Source organism: Rhizobium sp. CFBP 8762 (assembly GCF_014841565.1).
GTDB lineage: Bacteria > Pseudomonadota > Alphaproteobacteria > Rhizobiales > Rhizobiaceae > CFBP-8762.
This window is the reverse complement of the sequence record NZ_JACYUD010000007.1, coordinates 25,814-45,712: the sequence shown is the minus strand read 5'-3', so window position 1 is coordinate 45,712 and position 19,899 is coordinate 25,814. Positions and strand designations below refer to the sequence as shown.

The 19,899-nt window shown below is 58.0% G+C and carries 16 protein-coding genes; 7 read left to right on the top strand and 9 right to left on the bottom strand.

Features of this window, described 5'->3' with window-relative positions:
• Position 1: 1 nt before the first annotated feature.
• The 5 genes from IFT84_RS15710 to IFT84_RS15690 all read right to left on the bottom strand — a co-directional run bounded on the left by IFT84_RS15710 (position 2) and on the right by IFT84_RS15690 (position 6,153).
• Positions 2-862: an ABC transporter permease subunit gene (locus IFT84_RS15710; RefSeq protein WP_192121046.1), complete on the bottom strand. Its 861-nt coding sequence runs from the start codon at positions 860-862 to the stop codon at positions 2-4.
• The gene (locus tag IFT84_RS15705; RefSeq protein ID WP_192121044.1) at positions 859-1,809 is read right to left on the bottom strand and encodes an ABC transporter permease; all 951 of its coding nucleotides are present in this window, start codon (positions 1,807-1,809) and stop codon (positions 859-861) included. Before IFT84_RS15705 ends, IFT84_RS15710 begins: the two co-directional genes overlap by 4 nt.
• A gap of 10 nt (positions 1,810-1,819) precedes the next feature.
• On the bottom strand, positions 1,820-3,343 hold the full coding sequence (locus tag IFT84_RS15700; RefSeq protein ID WP_192121042.1) for an ABC transporter substrate-binding protein: 1,524 nt from the start codon (positions 3,341-3,343) through the stop codon (positions 1,820-1,822).
• 49 nt (positions 3,344-3,392) lie between these two features.
• Positions 3,393-4,874 (bottom strand): M81 family metallopeptidase, encoded by a 1,482-nt coding sequence (locus tag IFT84_RS15695; protein WP_192121040.1) that lies wholly within the window; start codon positions 4,872-4,874, stop codon positions 3,393-3,395.
• Positions 4,875-5,064: 190 nt separating this feature from the next.
• On the bottom strand, positions 5,065-6,153 hold the full coding sequence (locus tag IFT84_RS15690) for a D-TA family PLP-dependent enzyme (protein WP_192121038.1): 1,089 nt from the start codon (positions 6,151-6,153) through the stop codon (positions 5,065-5,067).
• 124 nt (positions 6,154-6,277) lie between these two features.
• Here IFT84_RS15690 and IFT84_RS15685 point away from each other — a divergent pair, with 124 nt between their 5' ends.
• Entirely contained in the window at positions 6,278-7,141 is an 864-nt protein-coding gene (locus tag IFT84_RS15685; protein ID WP_192121036.1) for an SIS domain-containing protein, read from the top strand.
• 16 nt (positions 7,142-7,157) lie between these two features.
• On the opposite strand, the gene IFT84_RS15680 is transcribed toward IFT84_RS15685, so the two are convergent.
• The 3 genes from IFT84_RS15680 to IFT84_RS15670 form a co-directional block, all read right to left on the bottom strand.
• Complete coding sequence (locus tag IFT84_RS15680; RefSeq protein ID WP_192121034.1) at positions 7,158-7,553, bottom strand: RidA family protein; 396 nt, start codon at positions 7,551-7,553, stop codon at positions 7,158-7,160.
• Between the two features lie 110 nt (positions 7,554-7,663).
• Complete coding sequence (locus IFT84_RS15675; protein ID WP_192121032.1) at positions 7,664-8,710, bottom strand: acyl-CoA dehydrogenase family protein; 1,047 nt, start codon at positions 8,708-8,710, stop codon at positions 7,664-7,666.
• A gap of 126 nt (positions 8,711-8,836) precedes the next feature.
• Positions 8,837-9,496: a GntR family transcriptional regulator gene (locus tag IFT84_RS15670; RefSeq protein ID WP_192121030.1), complete on the bottom strand. Its 660-nt coding sequence runs from the start codon at positions 9,494-9,496 to the stop codon at positions 8,837-8,839.
• Positions 9,497-9,739: 243 nt separating this feature from the next.
• Here IFT84_RS15670 and IFT84_RS15665 point away from each other — a divergent pair, with 243 nt between their 5' ends.
• The 5 genes from IFT84_RS15665 to IFT84_RS15645 all read left to right on the top strand — a co-directional run bounded on the left by IFT84_RS15665 (position 9,740) and on the right by IFT84_RS15645 (position 16,043).
• Positions 9,740-10,993, top strand: a complete 1,254-nt coding sequence (locus IFT84_RS15665) for an NRAMP family divalent metal transporter (RefSeq protein ID WP_192121027.1) — start codon at positions 9,740-9,742, stop codon at positions 10,991-10,993.
• A 66-nt stretch (positions 10,994-11,059) separates the two neighbouring features.
• Complete coding sequence (locus tag IFT84_RS15660) at positions 11,060-11,827, top strand: LamB/YcsF family protein (protein WP_192121025.1); 768 nt, start codon at positions 11,060-11,062, stop codon at positions 11,825-11,827.
• An 8-nt stretch (positions 11,828-11,835) separates the two neighbouring features.
• Complete coding sequence (locus IFT84_RS15655) at positions 11,836-12,624, top strand: putative hydro-lyase (protein WP_192121023.1); 789 nt, start codon at positions 11,836-11,838, stop codon at positions 12,622-12,624.
• Between the two features lie 7 nt (positions 12,625-12,631).
• Positions 12,632-14,239, top strand: coding sequence for a 5-oxoprolinase subunit B/C family protein (locus IFT84_RS15650; protein ID WP_192121021.1), 1,608 nt, complete (start codon positions 12,632-12,634; stop codon positions 14,237-14,239).
• A 79-nt stretch (positions 14,240-14,318) separates the two neighbouring features.
• Complete coding sequence (locus IFT84_RS15645; protein WP_192121019.1) at positions 14,319-16,043, top strand: acetyl/propionyl/methylcrotonyl-CoA carboxylase subunit alpha; 1,725 nt, start codon at positions 14,319-14,321, stop codon at positions 16,041-16,043.
• A 3-nt stretch (positions 16,044-16,046) separates the two neighbouring features.
• Here IFT84_RS15645 and hemN read toward each other — a convergent pair whose 3' ends face one another.
• Positions 16,047-17,396 carry an oxygen-independent coproporphyrinogen III oxidase gene (hemN, locus tag IFT84_RS15640; protein WP_192121017.1) on the bottom strand — a complete coding sequence of 450 codons (1,350 nt, stop codon included), beginning with the start codon at positions 17,394-17,396 and terminating at the stop codon, positions 16,047-16,049.
• Between the two features lie 224 nt (positions 17,397-17,620).
• Between hemN and IFT84_RS15635 the strand changes: the two genes are divergently transcribed.
• Positions 17,621-19,834, top strand: a complete 2,214-nt coding sequence (locus IFT84_RS15635; RefSeq protein ID WP_192121015.1) for a methyl-accepting chemotaxis protein — start codon at positions 17,621-17,623, stop codon at positions 19,832-19,834.
• Positions 19,835-19,899 lie beyond the last annotated feature (65 nt).

Here is a 19,899-nt window from a genome sequence, read left to right as displayed (position 1 = left end):
ATCAGCTTTCCTTCGCAAGGCGCGGATCGACCAGATCGCGCAAGCCGTCGCCCACCAGTTGCAGCGACAGGACGGATAAGATGATGGCAAGACCCGGAAACACCATCAGCCACGGCGCGTTGTTGATGAACTCGCGGCCCGATGCCAGCATCGTGCCCCATGTCGGCATATCCGTGGACACGCCGACGCCCAGAAAAGACAGGCTTGCTTCGGCCAGCATGGCAGACGCAAAAATAAAGGTGGCCTGCACCAGAATGGGGGATGCGAGATTGAGCAGGATATGCCGCAACAGAATTTGCCATGTCGGCAAGCCAAGCGCGATGGCAGCTTCGATATAGGGCAGTTCGCGCAACACCAGCGTCGAGCCGCGCACGATGCGGGCAAGACGTGGCGCATAGGTGATGCCAAGTGCCAGCATGACGGTGGTAAGCGATGGCCCAAGGGCTGCAACAAGTGCAATGGCTAGCAGAATATCCGGGAAAGACATCATGGCGTCGAGCAGGCGCGAGATCGGTGCATCGACCTTTCGAAAATACCCGGCGGTCACGCCCAGAACAACGCCCAGAACCGTGGAGATAGCAACCACACCCAGGCTCACCAGCAGCGAAATGCGCCCGGCATACATGGCGCGCGAAAGAATATCGCGGCCAAACTCATCTGTTCCGAAAAGATGGGCCAGTGATGGCGCTTTGAGCTTGTTGACGATGGAAAGTTTGTTGGGTGCGTAGGGTGCCAGCCAAGGCGCAAGCAGCGCGGCCAGCAGAACCAATGCGAGAATAATGGCACCCGCCACCATGGCTCGGTTGCGCAACAGGCGGCGCCACGGGATGGAGGAGGATTGCGGAAGGGGAATAGCAGTCACAGGCGCACCCTCGGATCGACAGCGATGTAGAGCATGTCCACGACAAAATTGATAAGAACATAGATGGCAGCGACCACCAGCAGCGCGCCTTGGATGACAGGGTAATCGCGCCGCAGCACGGCGGACACGACCAGATTACCAATGCCGGGAAGGCCGAATACGGTTTCGGTGACGACCGCGCCGGCCACCAGCATCGCGATAGACAGCCCGATCACAGTGATGATCGGTATCAGAGCATTTTTCAGTGCATGTTTCAGGATGACACGGCGTTCGCTGGCTCCTTTGGCGCGGGCCGTGCGCACATAGTCGTCGCTCAGCACATCCAGCATGGCTGCCCGTGTAAACCGGGTGATCAAGGCCGAATTGACAATGCCGAGGGCGACGGCGGGCAAAACAAGATGGTGCAGGCGCTCCCAGAATCCGGTATCCGGCCCGCCATAGCCCGATGCCGGGAACCAGCCCTGCCCAACGGCAAAAATCTGGATCAGCATCAAACCCAGCCAGAAGCTTGGAATACTGGCAGCGACCATGGTGATGGTGACCACGATCTGGTCAAACAGGGTTCCACGCCGCACGGCGGATAGAATACCGACAGGCAAAGCAATTGCCACGGCAATGATGATGGAAAACAGCGTAAGAAAGAAGGTGGGCTCGGCACGCGCTGCCAGCGCCTGTGTCACGGGCTGGCCCAGAAAGATTGACTGGCCCAAATCACCTTGCAGAATGCCCAGCACAAACTGCCCGTACTGCACTAGAAGGGGCGCATCCAGCCCCATTCTGGTGCGCAATTCAGCGATATCCTGCGGCGTAGCGTCCGAGCCGAGCATGACCGCCGCTGGATCGCCCGGGGTGACCCGGACGATGATGAAGACGACCGTTACCACCAGCGCCAGCACGATGACCATGCCAATCAGCCGTTTAAAAAGTGCGTGCGCGAGCCCAGTCATGGTCTACCGCCTATTGCTTTGGAGTGACGTTCCAGAAATGAGGCCAGTAGGTCGGCGTGTAGTCGGCAATGCTCTTGGATATGCCACCAAGCGCGTTGAAATTGCCTACCTTCACCAGTGGCGCATCGTCATAGATCACGGTCTGAATGCCTTCCCACGCTTTCAGCTTGGCCGCATCGTCGGTTGCGGCCATATAACTGGCGACAGCAGTTTTTTTCTGGTCGGACACGTACCAGCCGGGATAGGTATCGGTAATGGTGTTGATCGTCGTCGGATCGCCGGGAAAGTTCGAGTGGGTGATGAAGATATCCCACTGCTTGGCGTCAGCGCGCCGTGTGGTCAACGTCGCCCAGTCCACCACCTGCAGGTCAACCTTGAAACCCGCCGCTTCCAGATAGGCTTTGGCAACCTCGCCGATCTTGTAGTGGAACTCGTATTGACGGCTGGTCAGAAGTCGAATTGGCGTGCCGTCGTAAGAGCCCTCTTCAAGCAGTTTTGCAGCCGCTTCCGGGTCTCCTTCACCGGTGCGCGTTACCCCCGCTTCCGTGTGCCAGAAGAAGCCTTCGGGAAACAACGCACCATCCACGCTGAAGAAGCGTTCATCCGAAAACGCAGCCAGCATCATATCGGATGGGTTAAGCGCCACCTGCACCGCTTGGCGCAGCGCCTTGTTGGTGAGCGCGCCCTCCTTCATATTCATGTTAAGGGAGGCCCAACCCGCATTTTCAAACAAAACAGGCTTTGCCGTTTCGCTGCTTTCCACCCGTTCAAACGCGCTGACGGGAAGGGCATCGGCGTAGTCGAACTGGCCGGAGATCAGGCCCTCGACGCGCGTATTGGCGTCCGGCACAGGCACAAATCGGATTTCCTTGGCAATCGCCTGACGCTTGCCTGCGTAATTGCTCGTTTCGCCCTCCGGGGACTGATAGGCATCAAAACGCACGAGTTGTGTGTACTGGTCGGGCTTGCGCTCTTTCAGCGCATAGGGGCCGGTGCCGACGAACTCCGTCAGCGTATCGGCAATTTTTTCCGATGGTATGATGATGGAAGCTTGTGACAGCGTGGCAAGCAGTGGCGCATAGCGCGACTTCAGCTTGAAAACGACCGCGTTACTGCCGTCGGCTTCAAGGCTTTCGACGATGTCTGCAACCTGCTTACCCTTGGAATTGATGGACATCCAGCGCTTGACCGAGGCGACGACATCAGCGGAATCAAACGCGCTGCCATCGTGGAATGTAACCCCTTCGCGCAAGGCGATGCGATAGGTCAATCCATCCTCGGAGACATCCGGCATCCCAGCCGCCAGCAACGGAACAGATTTCCACTGCGCATCATAGGTGTAAAGCGTCTCGAAAATGTGCTGGTCGATGGTCAGCACGATATCGGTCGGCGTCTGCATGGCATCAAGCGTTGGCGGCTCGCCAATGGTGGCGATGGTCAAAATGCCATCGGTCGCAGCCTGTGCGAGGGCAACGCCGGTGGTGCATGAAAGCGCGGCGGCAAGTGCGGAGATAAGGGCGGTCTTTTTCATCATGGTTCCCTTTGGTTGTGCGGTCGCTCTTCTGTGGAGCGTTTTGCGATAGTCAGGTTTCAAGTCCAAGTGGATCGGCAATGCGGGGCCAGAGTTTCAGGCTTGCTTTGCGGTACGGGGTCGTGGCCGGGTCCGTGGGGTAGGATGTGGGCGCGGCGATATAGACAATGTCGGAGGCAATCGGCCTAAAGCCCGCATGGAAATGATTGGTTGATTTCACCAGCAGAAAGTCCTTGCGGGCGTAATCAATGCCGAGATTGCCAAAAATATCCGGCTCATAGGTTTGTGTTCGGCTGGTAATCAGAATGATATCGATCTGCGTGCCCACGGGCCGGACGACCGCAGTGCGGCCGAGCGTCACGCGGCTGTTGCGAAAGCTCTGCCATCCCGCATGAGTGGTCCGCAGGACGGTTACGCGCAGATCAAGCGGCTCGCCGCCCTGCGGGCCGGATTTACCGCCGATCCTGAGATCCAGTTCAGCGCCTTCACCCGCAGCATGGCAGAATGTGACGGCAATTGGATCCCACAGCGTTGCGACGGCAAAATTGTCCATCCCGCGCTCCAGCATACGCCGCAGAATATAGGTCGCATCCCCCGCCACGCCGCCGCCGGGATTGTCCCACACATCGGCGATGACGGCTGGCTTTGATGGGTTTAACCGGCGCAGGGCCACGGCTTGATCCAGCCCGGTTTCGGTATCGGCCATGGGCATGGCCGTGTGCTTGCGCAAGCCGTACAACTCATGGCCGAGCGTGCGCGCGAGTGCCTTGCCTTTGTCCGCGTCGTTGTCGGTTACGACGACGATCCGTGTTCCCATCTCCGGCACATCACCTGCCATGAAGCCGTGAATGACAGATATGGACAGAACCCCGTCCGTTCCTTCTATCGCCTTGAACCGATCAACGAATGAGCGCATCGGTTCCCGGCTCGTGGGATAGATGGTGATCATTCGGCAATCGAATGTCGAGATGACAGGCGTAATTTCGCCACGCACTGTCCTGAGTGCCAGATCCACCAGATGCTCTCCGCGCTGCTCGAAATCCGTATGCGGGAACTCCAGAAAGCTGGCCATGATATCGAGATTGGCAACACGAAGCGGTGTCAGGTGGCTGTGCGGATCGAATTCAGCCGCGATAACCACTTTGGGGCCCACAAGCGCCCGGATACGGGACAGAAAGTCTCCTTCGGGGTCATCATAGCCCTGTGCCACCATGGCACCATGCAGCCCCAGCACCACGCCATCAACCGGCATGGCATCTTTGAGTTCTTCCAGAATCGTGTTGCGCAGCGTCTCATAGGTCTCACGCTGGATCAGGCCCGCAGGCTCCGCCCAGCAGGAGGTGCCCTCGATCACGGTGAAACCCTCGGCCCGCCCACGGCGGCGAAGAATTGGCACGGGTGATGAGCACAGCGTTGGCGTATCGGGATGCTGCCCCGGTCCGGCGTAGAAGGCGGCTTTGAAGGCATACAGATCCGTTGGAACGGGAGAAAATGTGTTGGTTTCCGTTGCCAGAGAAGCCGTGAAAATGCGCATGTGGTACCAACTCGCATGTGATGCTCGTGAGTTGGTCGCCGCCTGCGCCGCAACTGTTCCCCGAACTTCGTTCCCATCGCCCCTTTTTGGGGTGTAATTTATTTTCTACATGATGGGATGCGGCACGGTGTCCGTCAACACTATTTTGACTAGACAGATAAAAAATGTAAATTATTTACATCATCGTCTCTTACCACACGGTACCCCGCGCGCTGACAGGCTCAACGCGTGTCACTTTTCCATCTCGATGAAACACCATATGATCGAACAGGTTGGTTACGACACAGGTGTGGTTGGGCACGATTCGCACCACATCCCCTACGGCCGGGCGCGATGCGCCGCAGTCTGTCAGGTCCACCACCGCATGTTCTTCCGATAACGACACAATGCGAGCCCCATCCAACCTGTCGATTGCGCCATAATCGCTGAAACCGAGAAGGTCCGAGGTTAGGGTCTTGGAACCGGCATCCAGCACGGCCCGGTCGGGGGTCGGCCGTGAAACCACAGTTGCCAGAATATGCATGGCAAGATCATCCGGTGTGCAATGTCCGGCGCGCACCATGCTGCGATCATTATAGACATAGGTGCCCGAGCGGTGCTCGGTCGCCGATGGCACGAGGTGGGCCAGAAACAGATCAGGCGAACCACCATTGGAGCGCACCGGGCAGGGGATGGATCGGGCTTCCAAAAGCGCCAGTGTCTGCGCAATGAAGTCTTCGACGATGGCTGCGCCACCGGGTGCGGGATAGGTGAGAATACCCTCGAACGCTAGCCCCGGCGCATCTGAAATCAACTGTGCTACGTCCGCAGCCTGTTGCGGTGTCTGTACACCGCAACGCTTTCCACCAGTATCGCATTCAACAAGCACACGCAGCGGCGCGTCCGCAGTGAACGTGGCGGCGAGACCCTCAACGACTGTAGCGCTATCCGCCACGACACTCAGCCGGGGCACGCGGGCGTTCAAGGCTTTCAGACGCGCAAGCTTTGCAGCACCCACAATGTTGTACGTGATCAGAATATCGTCGAAGCCGGCATTGGCAAAGACCTCGGCCTCGCTGATTTTCTGGCAGTTGATGCCGATCGCTCCTGCGTCCAGTTGCTGCTGTGCCACGGCCGGGCTCTTGTGCGTTTTGATATGTGGACGAAACCGTTTTCCATGGGCATCCAGATACGCCTGAGCGCGCGCTATATTGGCCGCCAGCCGATCCTCGTCTATGACGGGCATCGGCGTTACAATCTCATTGATGGGGGTTCCCAGATCGGGCCAGGGATAGGTCATGGGTGCAGCTTCCGTGAAATTAAGTCTTGCGTTGTAGCTTTTACCAAGATCAATAGCCGTTCAAGGTGTTGAGGCACAAACTTAAGAAATTTATTTTCACGCACGACTGCAACGGGGTATGACGGTGGATATTTTCAGTGCGCTGTCGGATGAAGAGGGAAGGCTTTCCGGGCTGGAAAAGCGACTGGCGACGCTGGTTCTGGATGATGTCGATTTTGTCGTGAAGTCCTCAATCAGCGATCTGGCCGAGCGCGCCGGGGTCTCCCCGCCCACCGTGACACGCTTCTGCCGCCGGCTTGGCTGTCAGGGCTATCAGGACTTCAAGGTACAACTGGCCAAGATTACCTATGTCGGCCTGCGTTACCTGAAGCCGGAGACACCCAGTACCACCCCACAGGAGGTAGCCGAGGATATTGTGACCAAGGCGCAAAATGCGTTGTTTCAGTTTCACAAGCAGATCGATGTAGCAGCGCTGGACAAGGCGGCACATCTGTTGCGCGGAGCCGAGTTCATTCAGGCTTTCGGCGCAACCGGCAATTCCGCCATGATTGTCAACGAACTGCATAACCGATTGTTTCGGCTGGATTGTCGGATTCACGCGTCCAATGACCACAGCATGAATATCATGCTGTCGGCCGCCGCACGGCCGGGAACAGTCGTGGTTGGCTCTTCGATCACCGGCCGCGACCTCGATCTCGTGCAGTGCTTCAACCTGCTGCGTAAGCGCTCTATTCCAACCATTGCACTGACGCAAAGTGGTTCGCCGGTGGCCGAAGCCGCCGATGTTGTCATCACCATCGACCTGCCGGAAGGCAACAATATTTTCCGCCCGACAGCTACCCGATATGCTTATCTGGCCACCATTGATATTCTTGCCAATCTCGTCGCCTATGCCGACCGCAACCGCGCTGTGAAAGTGCTGCGCAGCATCAAGGAAGAACTGGTGCGATACCGCGATGGCGACGACCGGCAGGTGCTGGGCGATTAGCTGTCAGCAAGAGCCTTCAAGCCAGCGGCTTGTAGGCGATCACGTCCATCTCCACTTTCGCATCCACCATCAGCGGGGATTGGACGGTGGAACGGGCCGGTGGATGATCGATGAAATATTTCTGAAACACCGCATTGAAGCTGGAAAAATCACGGGCATCGTCGAGCCAGACATTCACCTTGACGATATCAGCAAAGGTGCAGTCTGCCAGCGCCAGAACATCGCGAATGTTGGCCACGACCTGCTCGGTCTGCGCAACGATCCCGCCTGTTACGACCTCACCGTCAACTGTCGGCACTTGGCCCGACACGTAGACGAAATCTCCGGCCCGTACCGCTTTTGCAAATGGACGGCGCTGCCCGCCCGCCTGATTGTCTGCCACGTCGTAGCGAATGAGTTTGGGATTGTTCATGTCTGCCTCCAGGAAATGCCATAGGTTTGGATTATGGCTTACCGTGTAACGCAAACGTCGCTTTCGTTCAAAGCGGTATGTAAATTATTTACATTATTGATGAGTGGCGGTTAGCACCGCTCGGGCTGGCGCACAGCGATGGAGCGAGCTTTTTTCACGCCCACACTTCCAATGGTCAACTGGTTTGTTTCGTTGTTCCGATCCACACCGTTTGTCACTATATCAGTAGCTTCCCGCGCAAGAATTTGAGCAGCCCGTGCTGACAGTTCTGCATCCCCGGCATTCTGTTTTGATGGATCGATTTGCGCCATATCGACCCGTCTGCCTGCCCTTTCCAAGACAGCGCTGGCCGCTTCGATCCTCATCGTGATTTCGCTGGTGCGCGCACACAATGAAGCCGCCGCTTCCGGCGATGAGGGGTCTTCGCTGATTTTGTCCATAATCACCCGAACGGAGGCGCGGGCGCTTCCGAGATCAATCGCCGCCGTCAGAAGATGTGTGAGTGCAGTAAAGGGCGAGGTTGATTGAAAATTGACGTGGTATGGCACCACGCCATCCGCTGTCAGTGACAGGCGGTTTTGCTGGTCGGGTACCTGCGGCATCAGAGCTATCGCGAGTTCACCCTGCGCATCCGTGCCGAAAATTGCGGTCCAGTGAGACCAGGAATCGTCGATGCCTGTCTGTATGTTCTTCAGCGTGAACCCGGGTCCATCGGATGAAAACAGAAGCTCTGGCGAGGTCAAAGCGGACTTGAGCGGTAAATCGGTGCTGCTGGTAAACTGGTCCCCCGCCAGAGCACGGGTAAAGAAGAAGGTTTTCTGCAAGGCGGTGCCCCCGACGCGCAGCGTTTCGAGAATCTGGAAATGTACCCTAACAGCTTGCGCAATCGATCGATCCGCCTCAGCGATAATCGACAACACGTCTGCGAGAGAAACGTTAGAGATATCCGCGCCGCCATATTCAGACGGAACGGATAGACCCATGAGGCCCGACTGTGCCAGCAATCCGAGCAGCACAGAGTGGGGGATGGCACAGTGTCCCGACGTGTTTGCAATGACCGATGCGAAACTGCGGGCAACGTCGATGGCGTCATCCTCAGTCGCTATATACGGTGCTACGGCCTTGATATGAGGCGAAACATGAAGAACCCTTCCCATGCCGATCTCCTGCGTAAAGCTCCATTCAGCCATGCTTTTCGAAAGGATAGAAGGAATAATCCACTGAATTACAGGGGTATTACGGGTCGTCTGTTCTTTTCGAACGCCTGATCAGCCGATCAAAACCTACAGGTCTGCAGAGCGCTCAAAGGCTTTCAGGATCGCGCGTTCAGACAGGTTGAGATAGGCCTCCATTTGATGGGCAGCCTCATGCGCGTTCCCTTTTTCGGTCAGGCCGAGAATAGTGTCGTTCAAATCCACGAACGGCGCGTGCAAGCCCTCCGGGTCATCCAGCAAGAGGAAACCCAGGCGCAGTTCTGCTGCAACATGGGCATAGAACTCGCTTAATCTGCTGCTGTCGGACAGTGCGACGACAGCGGCATGAAACATCATGTTCGCACTTCCCACACCCAGCCAATCGGCTTGCTCCCGCTTGGCTTTCGCACTCTCGACCGCTTCACGCATGGTGCGCACTGCGGGGTGCTGATGCCACGCCTGACGCAGGGCGCCACATTCCAGCATCCGCCGCACGCGATAGATATCGATGATGGTCGCCATGGTCGGCACAGACACGAAGACACCGCGATTGGCTTCGTGTCGCAGCAGTCCGTCCTTCGTGAGCAGCCGGAAGGCTTCGCGTAGCGAATTGCGCGACACGTCAAATCGCTCGCTGAAGGCCGCCTCGGAAAGCCGCTGCCCGGGAATGAGGTCGCCGGAAATCAGCAAATCGCGAAGCTGCCTAGCCAACCGATCCGCAAGTGGCAGCGTTTCCATAGTATTTGTCATCACGCCCCCGCTCTGCAACACATTCAGTACACCGCATACCGCGCGGTCGATATGCCACAGCAAAGGATATCAGCATAGCACAATATTACTGGTTAAATTATATGCACACTGCCTGATGAATCATCACTTTGAAAGAACGATATGGAAGTATTGTTGAACAATATTGACATTGTCCGGAAACTCGACATGATTGTGCCATAAAGCATCCGCGAGGGGCGGGTCGCGTACAATTGGAGCCAATCCATGGAAAAACAGACACTCGCTGACAGCGCGCAGACTGATGCCGCAAAGCGAAAAAAGAATCAGCGGACCGCGTTGCTATCGGCCATGTTCCTGATGTCCATGTCGGCGGTCGGTCCGGGCTTTATAACCCAGACGGCCAACTTCACCGTCAAGCTGGGTGCGGCCTTCGCCTTTGCGATTCTCATTTCCATTTTGATCGATTTTGTCGTTCAGGCCAATATCTGGCGTATCGTCACCATCACCCGCATGCGCGCGCCAGCGATTGCTAACGCCGCCATACCGGGGTCTGGTTACCTTTTGGCTGTTCTGGTCATCATCGGCGGGCTGTTTTTCAACATCGGTAATATCGGCGGGGCGGGACTTGGCTTTAATGCCATGATCGACCTCGATCCAAAAATTGGCGGCGCAATCGGCGCGCTGGCGGCAATTGGTATCTTCGTGTCACGGCGCGCCGGAATAGCCATGGACCGCGTTGTGTTTGTCGCCGCGTTCGTCAAGCTGGCGCTGATCCTCTACGCGGCGATTGTCTCCGGCCCGCCTGTCGCGGAGGCTTTCCGCCAAACCTTCCTGCCCGATACGATGGATTTTCTGACCATAACCACCATCGTCGGCGGTACGGTCGGTGGATACATCACCTATGCCGGAGCCCATCGGCTGCTGGATAAGGGCATGGTCGGCGTGGAAAACATTGGTGCAGTCAATCGCGCTGCGTTCAGCGGCATCGCGATCACCGGCGTCCTGCGATATATTCTGTTTCTGGCCATTCTTGGGGTCGTTGCAAGCGGGGTCGTCATTGATCTCTCCAGCCAGGGCGCAAACCCTGCGGGCCAGGCGTTCCGTGCGGCGTCCGGCGATATCGGTTTCCGCATTTTCGGTGCGGTTTTCCTAGCGTCGGCACTTACCAGCATCATCGGCGCTGCCTACACCTCCGTGTCGTTCCTGACTGCGTTCAAGCCGAACATGAGCGATCGTCAGCGCAACCTGTCTACGGTTGGTTTCATCGCGTTTTCGCTGGTGTGCTATCTGCTGATCACCACGCCGCCCGCAGCCATGCTGGTGTTCGTAGGCGGATTGAACGGCCTTGTATTACCCATCGGCCTGTCGATCTTTATGTATGCCGCCTGGAAGCGTGCCGACCTCATGCATGGTTATCACTATCCGCGCTGGCTGTTGATCCTGGGTGTGCTGACCTGCGTTCTGACCTGGTACATGGCCTACAAGTCCGTCGGCGCGATTTTCAGCCTGCTTGGTTAAATGCGGCATCGCTTTTACGTTTGGACAATGTGTCAAAACGAAAATGCCTGGTAGAAGGAACGAGACATGACAGTGATCGATCTCAACAGTGATCTCGGCGAAAGTTATGGCGCGTGGGGCATGGGGGACGATGCGGCTATGCTTGCCATCGTGTCCAGCGCCAACATTGCCTGTGGATTTCATGCGGGAGACCCCGCTGGTATCTACCGCACGGTCAAGGCGGCTGCCGATAAAGGTGTGGTCGTCGGTGCCCATGTGTCCTACCCGGACCGCGTCGGCTTTGGCCGCCGCGATCTGGATGTGACGAGCGAAGACCTGATTGCCGATGTTATCTATCAGATCGGCGCGCTGAAAGGCATAGCGGCCGCAGCGGGCACATCCGTGCGCTACGTCAAGCCGCATGGCGCACTGTACAATCGGATCGCCAACGATGCGAAACAAGGGCAGGCGGTCATTGACGGGATCAAGGCAATTGATCCCTCGCTGGTGCTCATGGGACTGGCGAATGCGCCGATCCTTGATCTGGCGCGCAAAGCGGGGCTTGCGGTCGTTGCCGAGGCCTTTGCAGACCGGGCCTACACGTCGCAGGGGCAGCTTGTGTCTCGTCGCGAGGCCGGTGCCGTGCTGCATGATGCAGGCCAGATTGCGGAGCGCATGGTGCAGCTTGCACGCACCGGCACGCTGGAAGCGATCGATGGCAGTGTGATCCAGATCGAAGCGCAGTCCATCTGCGTGCATGGGGACAGTCCGGGCGCGGTTGCCATCGCGCAGGAAATTCGTCGTCGCTTCGAGGCCGATGGCATCGCCATCCGTTCGTTCCATTCCCACAGCTGAGGTCTGCCATGACAAACGCATATGTTGAGGCGGCCCGCGCTGCACGGGCGACCTATCGCAAGGGTTTGGTTGCACCCACATCCGGCGTCGCGCCGGGCCTGACGCAGGCAAATATGATTGTTTTGCCACGCGACTGGGCTTTTGATTTTCTGCTTTATGCGCAGCGCAATCCCAAGCCCTGCCCGGTGCTGGATGTGTCTGACCCGGGGTCACCCACCACAGTTCTGGCACCCGGCGCGGATTTGCGGACGGACCTTCCTCTGTACCGTATCTGGCGCGATGGAACGCTGGCAGAAGAAACAGCCGATGCGACACAAGCCTGGGCCGAGCGTGACGATCTGGTTGCCTTCCTGATTGGTTGCAGTTTTACATTTGAAACGCCGATGGTGGAGGCAGGTATTGAAATCCGCCATATGGCGGATAAGACCAACGTGCCGATGTATCTGACCAACCAGCCCTGCCGACCAGCGGGACGGCTTCACGGCAATATGGTCGTTTCCATGCGGCCTATCCCTGCGTCGCGCGTCGCCGATGCCGCCACGATTTCCGGGCGATTTCCGGCAGTTCATGGTGCGCCGGTGCACGTCGGCGAGCCGCATCAAATTGGCATCTTAGACCTCGCAAAACCGGATTTCGGCGACGCGGTCCGCATTGAGCCGGGCGAAGTTCCCGTGTTCTGGGCGTGTGGCGTCACGCCACAGGCTGCCGTCATGGCTTCGGGCGTTCCGTTTGCCATAACCCATGCCCCCGGTCATATGTTCATTACGGACATTCCCGATTCCGCCTACCACGCGTGAGGTGAAGATGCGTTTTCTTACCGTCAGCCTGACCTCCATTCTCGTCGAACTCGCCGATCTCGATGAAACATTGGCGCTGTTTGCATCGCTTCAGGCGGAGCCGATTGACGGGGTCGAAGAAACGGTGCCGGCAGCGCGCACGCTAATGATCCGGTTTCGCCCGGAAATTTTGCCAGCGGAGCAACTCGCCGCTACGCTTGCAGACCGGGATATTTCCGGCCGCGTTGAATCAGCCTCTCAACTTGTGGAAATCCCCGTGCGCTATGATGGCGAAGACTTGCGCGACGTGGCGGAGTTGACGGGGCTGACGGTTGAGGACGTCATCCGTCGTCATACGGACAGCGAGTTTACGGTGGCGTTCTGCGGGTTTGCCCCCGGTTTCGGCTATCTGGTGGGTGGGGATACCGCCTTGCATGTGCCACGCCGTCAAAGCCCGCGCACACGCATTCCCGCCGGATCGGTTGCTTTGGCCGGTGCGTTCAGCGGCGTGTACCCGCAAAACAGCCCCGGCGGCTGGCAGATTATCGGCACCACGCCCGTCAAGATGTGGGATATCGACCGTGATCCGGGCGCGTTGTTTCAGCCCGGTTATCGTGTTCGCTTCATTGATATGGACAAGCCCGGAGCGCAGTTTCATATTCCAGCACCTTCCCCAAAGGCTGTCGCTGCTGTCGTGGCTGACGACGCCCCTCATTTCAAAGTGCTCAGCGCGCCCATGCCGGCACTGTTTCAGGATCTGGGGCGGTTCGGGCAAACGGGCCAGGGCGTTTCGGCCTCCGGTGCGCTGGACCAGTCAGCGTTCAATTCTGCCAACCGAATTGTTGGCAACCCGCTCGACACGCCCTGTCTGGAACTGACGCTTGGCGGCTTTTCGTTCGAATGTCACGCCCGCACGGTCATTGCCGTAACCGGTGCAGCCTGTGCCGTTACCATCAAGACCGATTGCCATAGCCTGCAAGCCTTGCCCTACACTCCCATTTCGCTGGAACCGGGAGATATTGTCAGCTTCGGCCAGCCGGAAAAGGGCATGCGGATGTATCTTTCCGTCCGCGGCGGTTTCAAGGTCGCACCTGTGCTTGGCAGTGCTGCTACGGACACGCTGGCAGCGGTTGGCCCGGAGGCCGTAACGGCTGGCCGCAGCCTTGAGCTGCGCGGCGAAACGGAGGGCTTGTCGAGCGTGTCCCTCCATGAAAGCCGGGCTTTTGAACTGCCCGCAGCCGATGACATCGTCACGCTGGATGTCGTACTGGGCCCCCGCACGGACTGGTTCACACAAAAAGGACTGGATACCCTGACCCGTCAGCTTTGGCGGGTTACACCCCAGTCCAACCGCGTTGGCATTCGCTTAAGCGGTGATGTTGCGATTGAACGCAAGGACAAAGCAGAACTGCCGAGCGAGGGCACGGCGACGGGCGCGATCCAGATTCCCCATAGCGGCCAACCGGTGCTGTTTCTGGCCGATCATCCCCTGACTGGCGGTTATCCGGTTATAGGCGCGGTTGCCGAATACCACCTCGATCTGGCGGGACAGATTCCCGTGAACGCCCAGATCCGTTTCCGCCCCATCGGCCCCTTCGCCGATATCGTTGCCGCCCAAAAGTCCAAGATGCTCTAATGTCTTGTTTTATCGCATTGTCCAGACGCGCAAGCGACGCCGCTTTTACTGGAAATGCTCAAGGTTCGAGGATACCCCCATGCAAAAAGTGCTCATTGCCAATCGCGGAGAAATCGCAGTTCGTATCATCCGCGCATGCAGCGATTATGGTCTTCAGTCGGTGGCCGTCTATGCCGACCCGGATCAGGATGCGCTGTTCGTCCGGCTGGCGGATGAAGCCTATGGGCTGGATGGTGTTCGCCCCGCCGAGACATACCTTGATATTCAAAAATTGATTGATATCGCGAAGCGTTCGGGCGCCGATGCCGTTCATCCCGGCTATGGCTTTCTGTCGGAACGGGCAGAATTTGCCGAGGCCGTGATCGATGCGGGATTAACGTGGATTGGCCCCGATCCCAAGGTCATCAGTGCGTTGGGCGACAAGGTCGAAGCCCGCCGCATTGCGCTGAGCGTCGGGGCACCGCTGGTTGCGGGAACGGAAGGCCCGGTCTCGTCTGCCGCAGAGGTTACGGCCTTTGCGCGGGAACACGGCCTGCCGGTTGCCATCAAGGCAGCCCATGGCGGTGGTGGACGAGGATTGAAAGTCGCGTGGAAAATGGAGGAGGTTGCCGACCTCTACGAGTCCGCCGTGCGGGAGGCGACCGCTGCCTTCGGTCGGGGCGAGTGTTTTCTGGAGCGTTTTCTGGACCGCCCGCGCCATATAGAGGCGCAGGTGCTGGCCGATCAGCACGGAAACGTGCTGGTGCTCGGAACCCGAGATTGCTCCGCGCAACGGCGCAATCAGAAGCTGATCGAGGAAGCGCCTGCGCCGTTCCTGAGCGACGAGCAGCGCCAGAAAATTCATGCTTCGGCAAAGGCAATCTGTGCGGCTGCCGGGTATACCGGCGCGGGAACGGTCGAGTTCCTGCTGGGTGTTGATGGAACCATTTCGTTTCTGGAGGTGAACACGCGGCTCCAGGTGGAGCACCCGGTGACAGAAGAGACCACAGGAATCGATCTGGTCATCGAGCAGTTTCGCATCGCCGAAGGCCTGCCGCTTCGCGTGCTGGAGACGCCCGCGCTTCGTGGCCATTCCATTGAATTTCGTATCAATGCCGAAGACCCCGGACGAGGTTTCCTGCCCACGCCTGGTACCATTATTGTGTTTGATCCGCCATCCGGTCCGGGGGTGCGGCTGGACAGCGGCGTTGTCAGCGGCTCCACGATACCTGGCGTCTTTGACTCGCTGGTGGCCAAGCTGATTGTGACCGGTGCGGATCGCGAGCAGGCACTCCGCCGTGCCCGGCGCGCCCTGAAAGAATTCCGCATCGAGGGTGTGGCGACAGTGCTGCCATTCCACCGGGCCGCCGTGGAGTCGGACGATTTCGTCGGCACCAATGGTTTCAAAGTCCACACGCGCTGGATCGAAACCGACTTTGCCACCACACTGGACGCTATGGAGCGACCGCAGCCGAGCGAGGATGCGTCGCTGGTTCGCACCTATCTGGAAATTGACGGTAAGCGCGTGAGCGTCGGCCTTCCGGCTTCGCTGCTGTCTGGTCTTGGGTCGGTTAACCATGCCGCATCGGCACAGGGGGGTGTTGCCGCTAAGGTTGATGACAACGCCGTATCCGCGCCTGTGTCCGGCACCGTCCAATCTTTGAACGTTAAGGATGGAGCCAGCGTGTCGGAGGGCGATCTTCTGGGCGTGATGGAAGCCATGAAGATGGAAACACAGATCCTTGCGCCAAAAGCGGGGACCGTTTCTGTATGCGTGGAAGAAGGCGCCTATGTTCAAGCCGGTGAGGTGCTGTTCAAATTCTAGCCTTCACGCTGCTTTGCTGTGGGCGCGACCGGATGGCTGGAGATGGGCATCAAAGCAAGCGGCAACGGCGCGAATGATGAAACGGTGATCCGGCCGCACGGCCAGAACACCATTGCTCAGGCTGATTACTCCATCGTCTTCCAGCATGGCAAGACGGTGGTTTCCATTCAGCAGCATGGCGGAATCAAAGCCGTGCGCGCTGGCAATTCTATCCACATCAGCCTTGAAGTCGCACATCAGGCGTTCGATCAGCTCCGCCCGCATCGTGTCCTCAGGCGTCAGTTGATACCCTTTCGTTGTCGCAAGTTGTCCGCTGCCGATCTGACGCCTGTAGACCCCCGGCGGGACTTCATTCTGGACGAACCCGGACGGCGTGCGGCCAATGGCAGACGCGCCAAAGCCGATTAACGTTTGGCAGACATCGGTCGTGTAACCCTGAAAATTCCGGTGCAAGCGTCCCGCCTTCTGGGCCAGAACCATCTCATCGTCGGGAAGCGCGTAGTGATCGAGGCCGATGCGAACATAGCCCGCCGCTTCCAGCGTTGCAGCAATCGCTTCTGCCTGTTCACTGCGCTCTATCGCGCCCGGAAGTGTCATTTCATCAATCAGCGTCTGGTGCTGCTTGAAAGACGGAACATGGGCGTAACCAAACACGGAGAAACGATCCGGCCGCATGGTCACAGCCGCCTGTGCCGTCGCAACGCAGGACTCGACCGTTTGCAAAGGCAGTCCGTAGATCAGGTCAAAGCTGATGTTCTCAATGCCGACATGACGCAGGTGCGTCACCGCTTCCTGTGTCTGTTGTTCGCTCTGCAACCGGTTTATGGCTCTCTGCACGCGTGGATCAAAGCTTTGCACACCCAGACTGGCGCGGGTAACGCCGCCATCTTGCAACGCCTCAACCATGGGCAGTGTCAACGTCCGGGGGTCGATCTCAACCGCGATTTCGGTGGTCGGTGTAAAGATGAAGTTCTGGGCGAGAATGGCACTCAGCCGCCGGAAGGCCTCTGGCGGCATGACCGTTGGCGTGCCACCACCGAAATGAATATGTCCGCATGAAACCTCGGCACCCAGTTGTTCACGCACCATGCGAATTTCAGCACTCACGGTGTCGATGTAATCGAGAATAGGTTTGTCACGGCTGGTAATCGTCGTGTGACACCCGCAGTACCAGCACATTGCCCGGCAGAACGGGATATGAATGTACAGCGAAACAGGGGCATTCTTGGGGATGTGTGCCAGCCAGTCGGCATAAGTGCTTGCGCCGACCACTGGGGAGAATGTGGGTGCAGTGGGATAGCTTGTATACCGCGGCAGGCGCGCCTCGCCATATTTCTCAATCAGCGTCTGCATGGAGGCTTCCCTTTTGGCCAACTACGTTTGATGTTTAGCCCAGATTACCGCAAGACCCGATTGAAGAGTTGAGCAGGATCAAGTGTAAGCGATTTGTTTGCCGCACGCTGCGTTGCGATGGTTGACAATCTGCAACGTCCAAGAGCTTTTGAAAGAATCACTTAACGAATATTTAGTGTCCTCTAAATTAGGCTGCCTTTAGTTTTTAGGGGGGCATTTCAGGTATGATTTTTAGCATTCGCAATACACTGATCGGCATATTTCTGGTGTTCAGCATTGCACTGGCCTATCTGGTTGGAAATCTGACACTCTCATCGGCCAAACGCGCGACCGACTTGTCCGAGGTGGCACATTTGGTGTCGCTGGATCAGGCGCTCTATGAAGTCCTGCTCAGCTTCCGATTGGAGCGCGGGGATGGCGCATCTGCCATCCGGCTTCCCAACCCGGAAAACGGTCCCGTGATTGCATCGGTGCAAGCTGCCCGTTTAAAAGTAGATGCAAGCATGGGAAAAGTGAAGGCGCTCACGGTATCCGTGAAACGTGCGGCCATTCTTACCGCCGTCGAGACCGTGCAACAACGATACGCCGACGCTTTGAAACTCCGGGATAAAATTGACCGCAACACGTCATTGCCGCTCGCTGAACGCGAGAAAGGCCTTGATGAAACCATCCTCACCAGCGGAAGCGAACTTTTGACCGCGTTGGAAACGAGCGCGGTCGCCATTAACAGGCAGGTTCGGCAACTGGATTCCGCTCTGATCGAACTCAGTCAGATTCGCGCGCTCGCATGGTCCGCGCGTTCGCTCGGGGGCGGCGCGGCGATTGTGCTGAATGGTGCCATCGGGTCAAAACGGCCGTTGACGCAGACAGAATATCGACAATTGTTGAAGTACGAAGACAATGCAGCTTATGCCTGGGCCACGGTTGCCGATCTCATAAAGCAGCCGCTCGTACCGGAGCGCTTGCGACAACAGTTTCGCAAATCGGACGAGGCATATTTCACCGGTCCTTTCTCGGTTCAACGTGCTGACATCATCAATGAGCTTGCTGCCGGGCGCGTCGTCAATATGACGCTGGAAAGCTGGCGCTCCATGGTTACACCATCTCTGGTCGAAGTTGCCAATCTGGCATCCGAAACCATGAGCACACTGCGCATGACGGCGGAAAGGATGGGACGGGAGGCCGCGTACGCCGCCGCCGCCTACATGGCTGTCTTCGTCTTGACCCTCGTGCTCTGTGGGGGTGGGATTGCCATTATTCTTCTTCGCATCGTGCGGCCAATCGGTGCGCTGACGCGGTGTATGACTGCGCTTTCCGCGGGAGACCTTTCGGTGCAGGTGACGGGAACGCAGCGCGCCGACGAATTGGGGGCTATGGCGAAATCCGTTGAAGTGTTCCGCAATGCGGGCCTTCGCAACCGTGAGCTTGAAGAACAGGCGGTTGCCAATCGCCAACAGGCCGAGCGGGAGAGCCTGGAACTGCGTCGCCGAACAGAGGCGGAGGCCGAGGAACGGCTGAACCACGCCACTGAAGCCTTGGCGAACGGTCTCAAACGGTTGTCCAATGGGGATATGCTGTGTGAAATCCGTGTATCATTCGGACAGCAGTTTGAATCCCTCCGTCACGACTTCAACACATCGGTTCGCCAATTGCGGGATGCGCTTGCGACGGTCGGACAATCGGTTTCGGTGGTTATTGGAGGATCTCAGGAAGTGTCCGCGGCTGCCGATGATCTGTCAAAACGCACAGAGCAACAGGCGTCATCGCTGGAAGAAACTGCAGCAGCGTTGGAGCAGATAACGGCCAATGTAAACGCAACATTCAAGCGCGCCGGTGATGCACGGGAAACCGTACGTTTGACCCGAGCCAAGGCCGATCATTCCGGCGTGATTGTTCGTGATGCGGTAACCGCCATGGAACGCATTGAGGACTCCTCGCGCCAGATCGGCCAGATTATCGGCGTGATTGATGAAATCGCGTTTCAGACCAACCTCCTGGCGCTCAACGCGGGTGTTGAGGCGGCACGCGCCGGCGAAGCGGGACGAGGCTTTGCCGTGGTTGCCCAGGAAGTTCGCGAACTCGCACAGCGCTCTGCCCTTGCTGCGAAAGAAATCAAGCAGTTGATCGGAAGTTCCGCCTTGGCGGTCGGCGAAGGTGTGAAGCTTGTTCGCGATACCGGCGAAGGGCTGACCGAGATAGAGCGACTGGTTGTTTCCGTAAACGCGCATATGGAAGCGATAGCCACCGCTGCACAGGAGCAATCTGTTGGGCTGAATGAGGTGAATACCGCCGTGAACCATATGGATCAGGCCACCCAGCAGAACGCAGCCATGGTCGAGGAGTTGAATGCGGCGGGCGCCGGTCTGGCACAGGAATGCGTCAACCTCGAGCAGCGGCTTTCGCACTTCAAAACCAAGACAGGTGCCCATTCTCTATAGTGTCCATCGATGAGCGCCGAAAGCTTCGGCGCTCATCGAGACGTCTCTGTGGAGCTTGCTGAGCG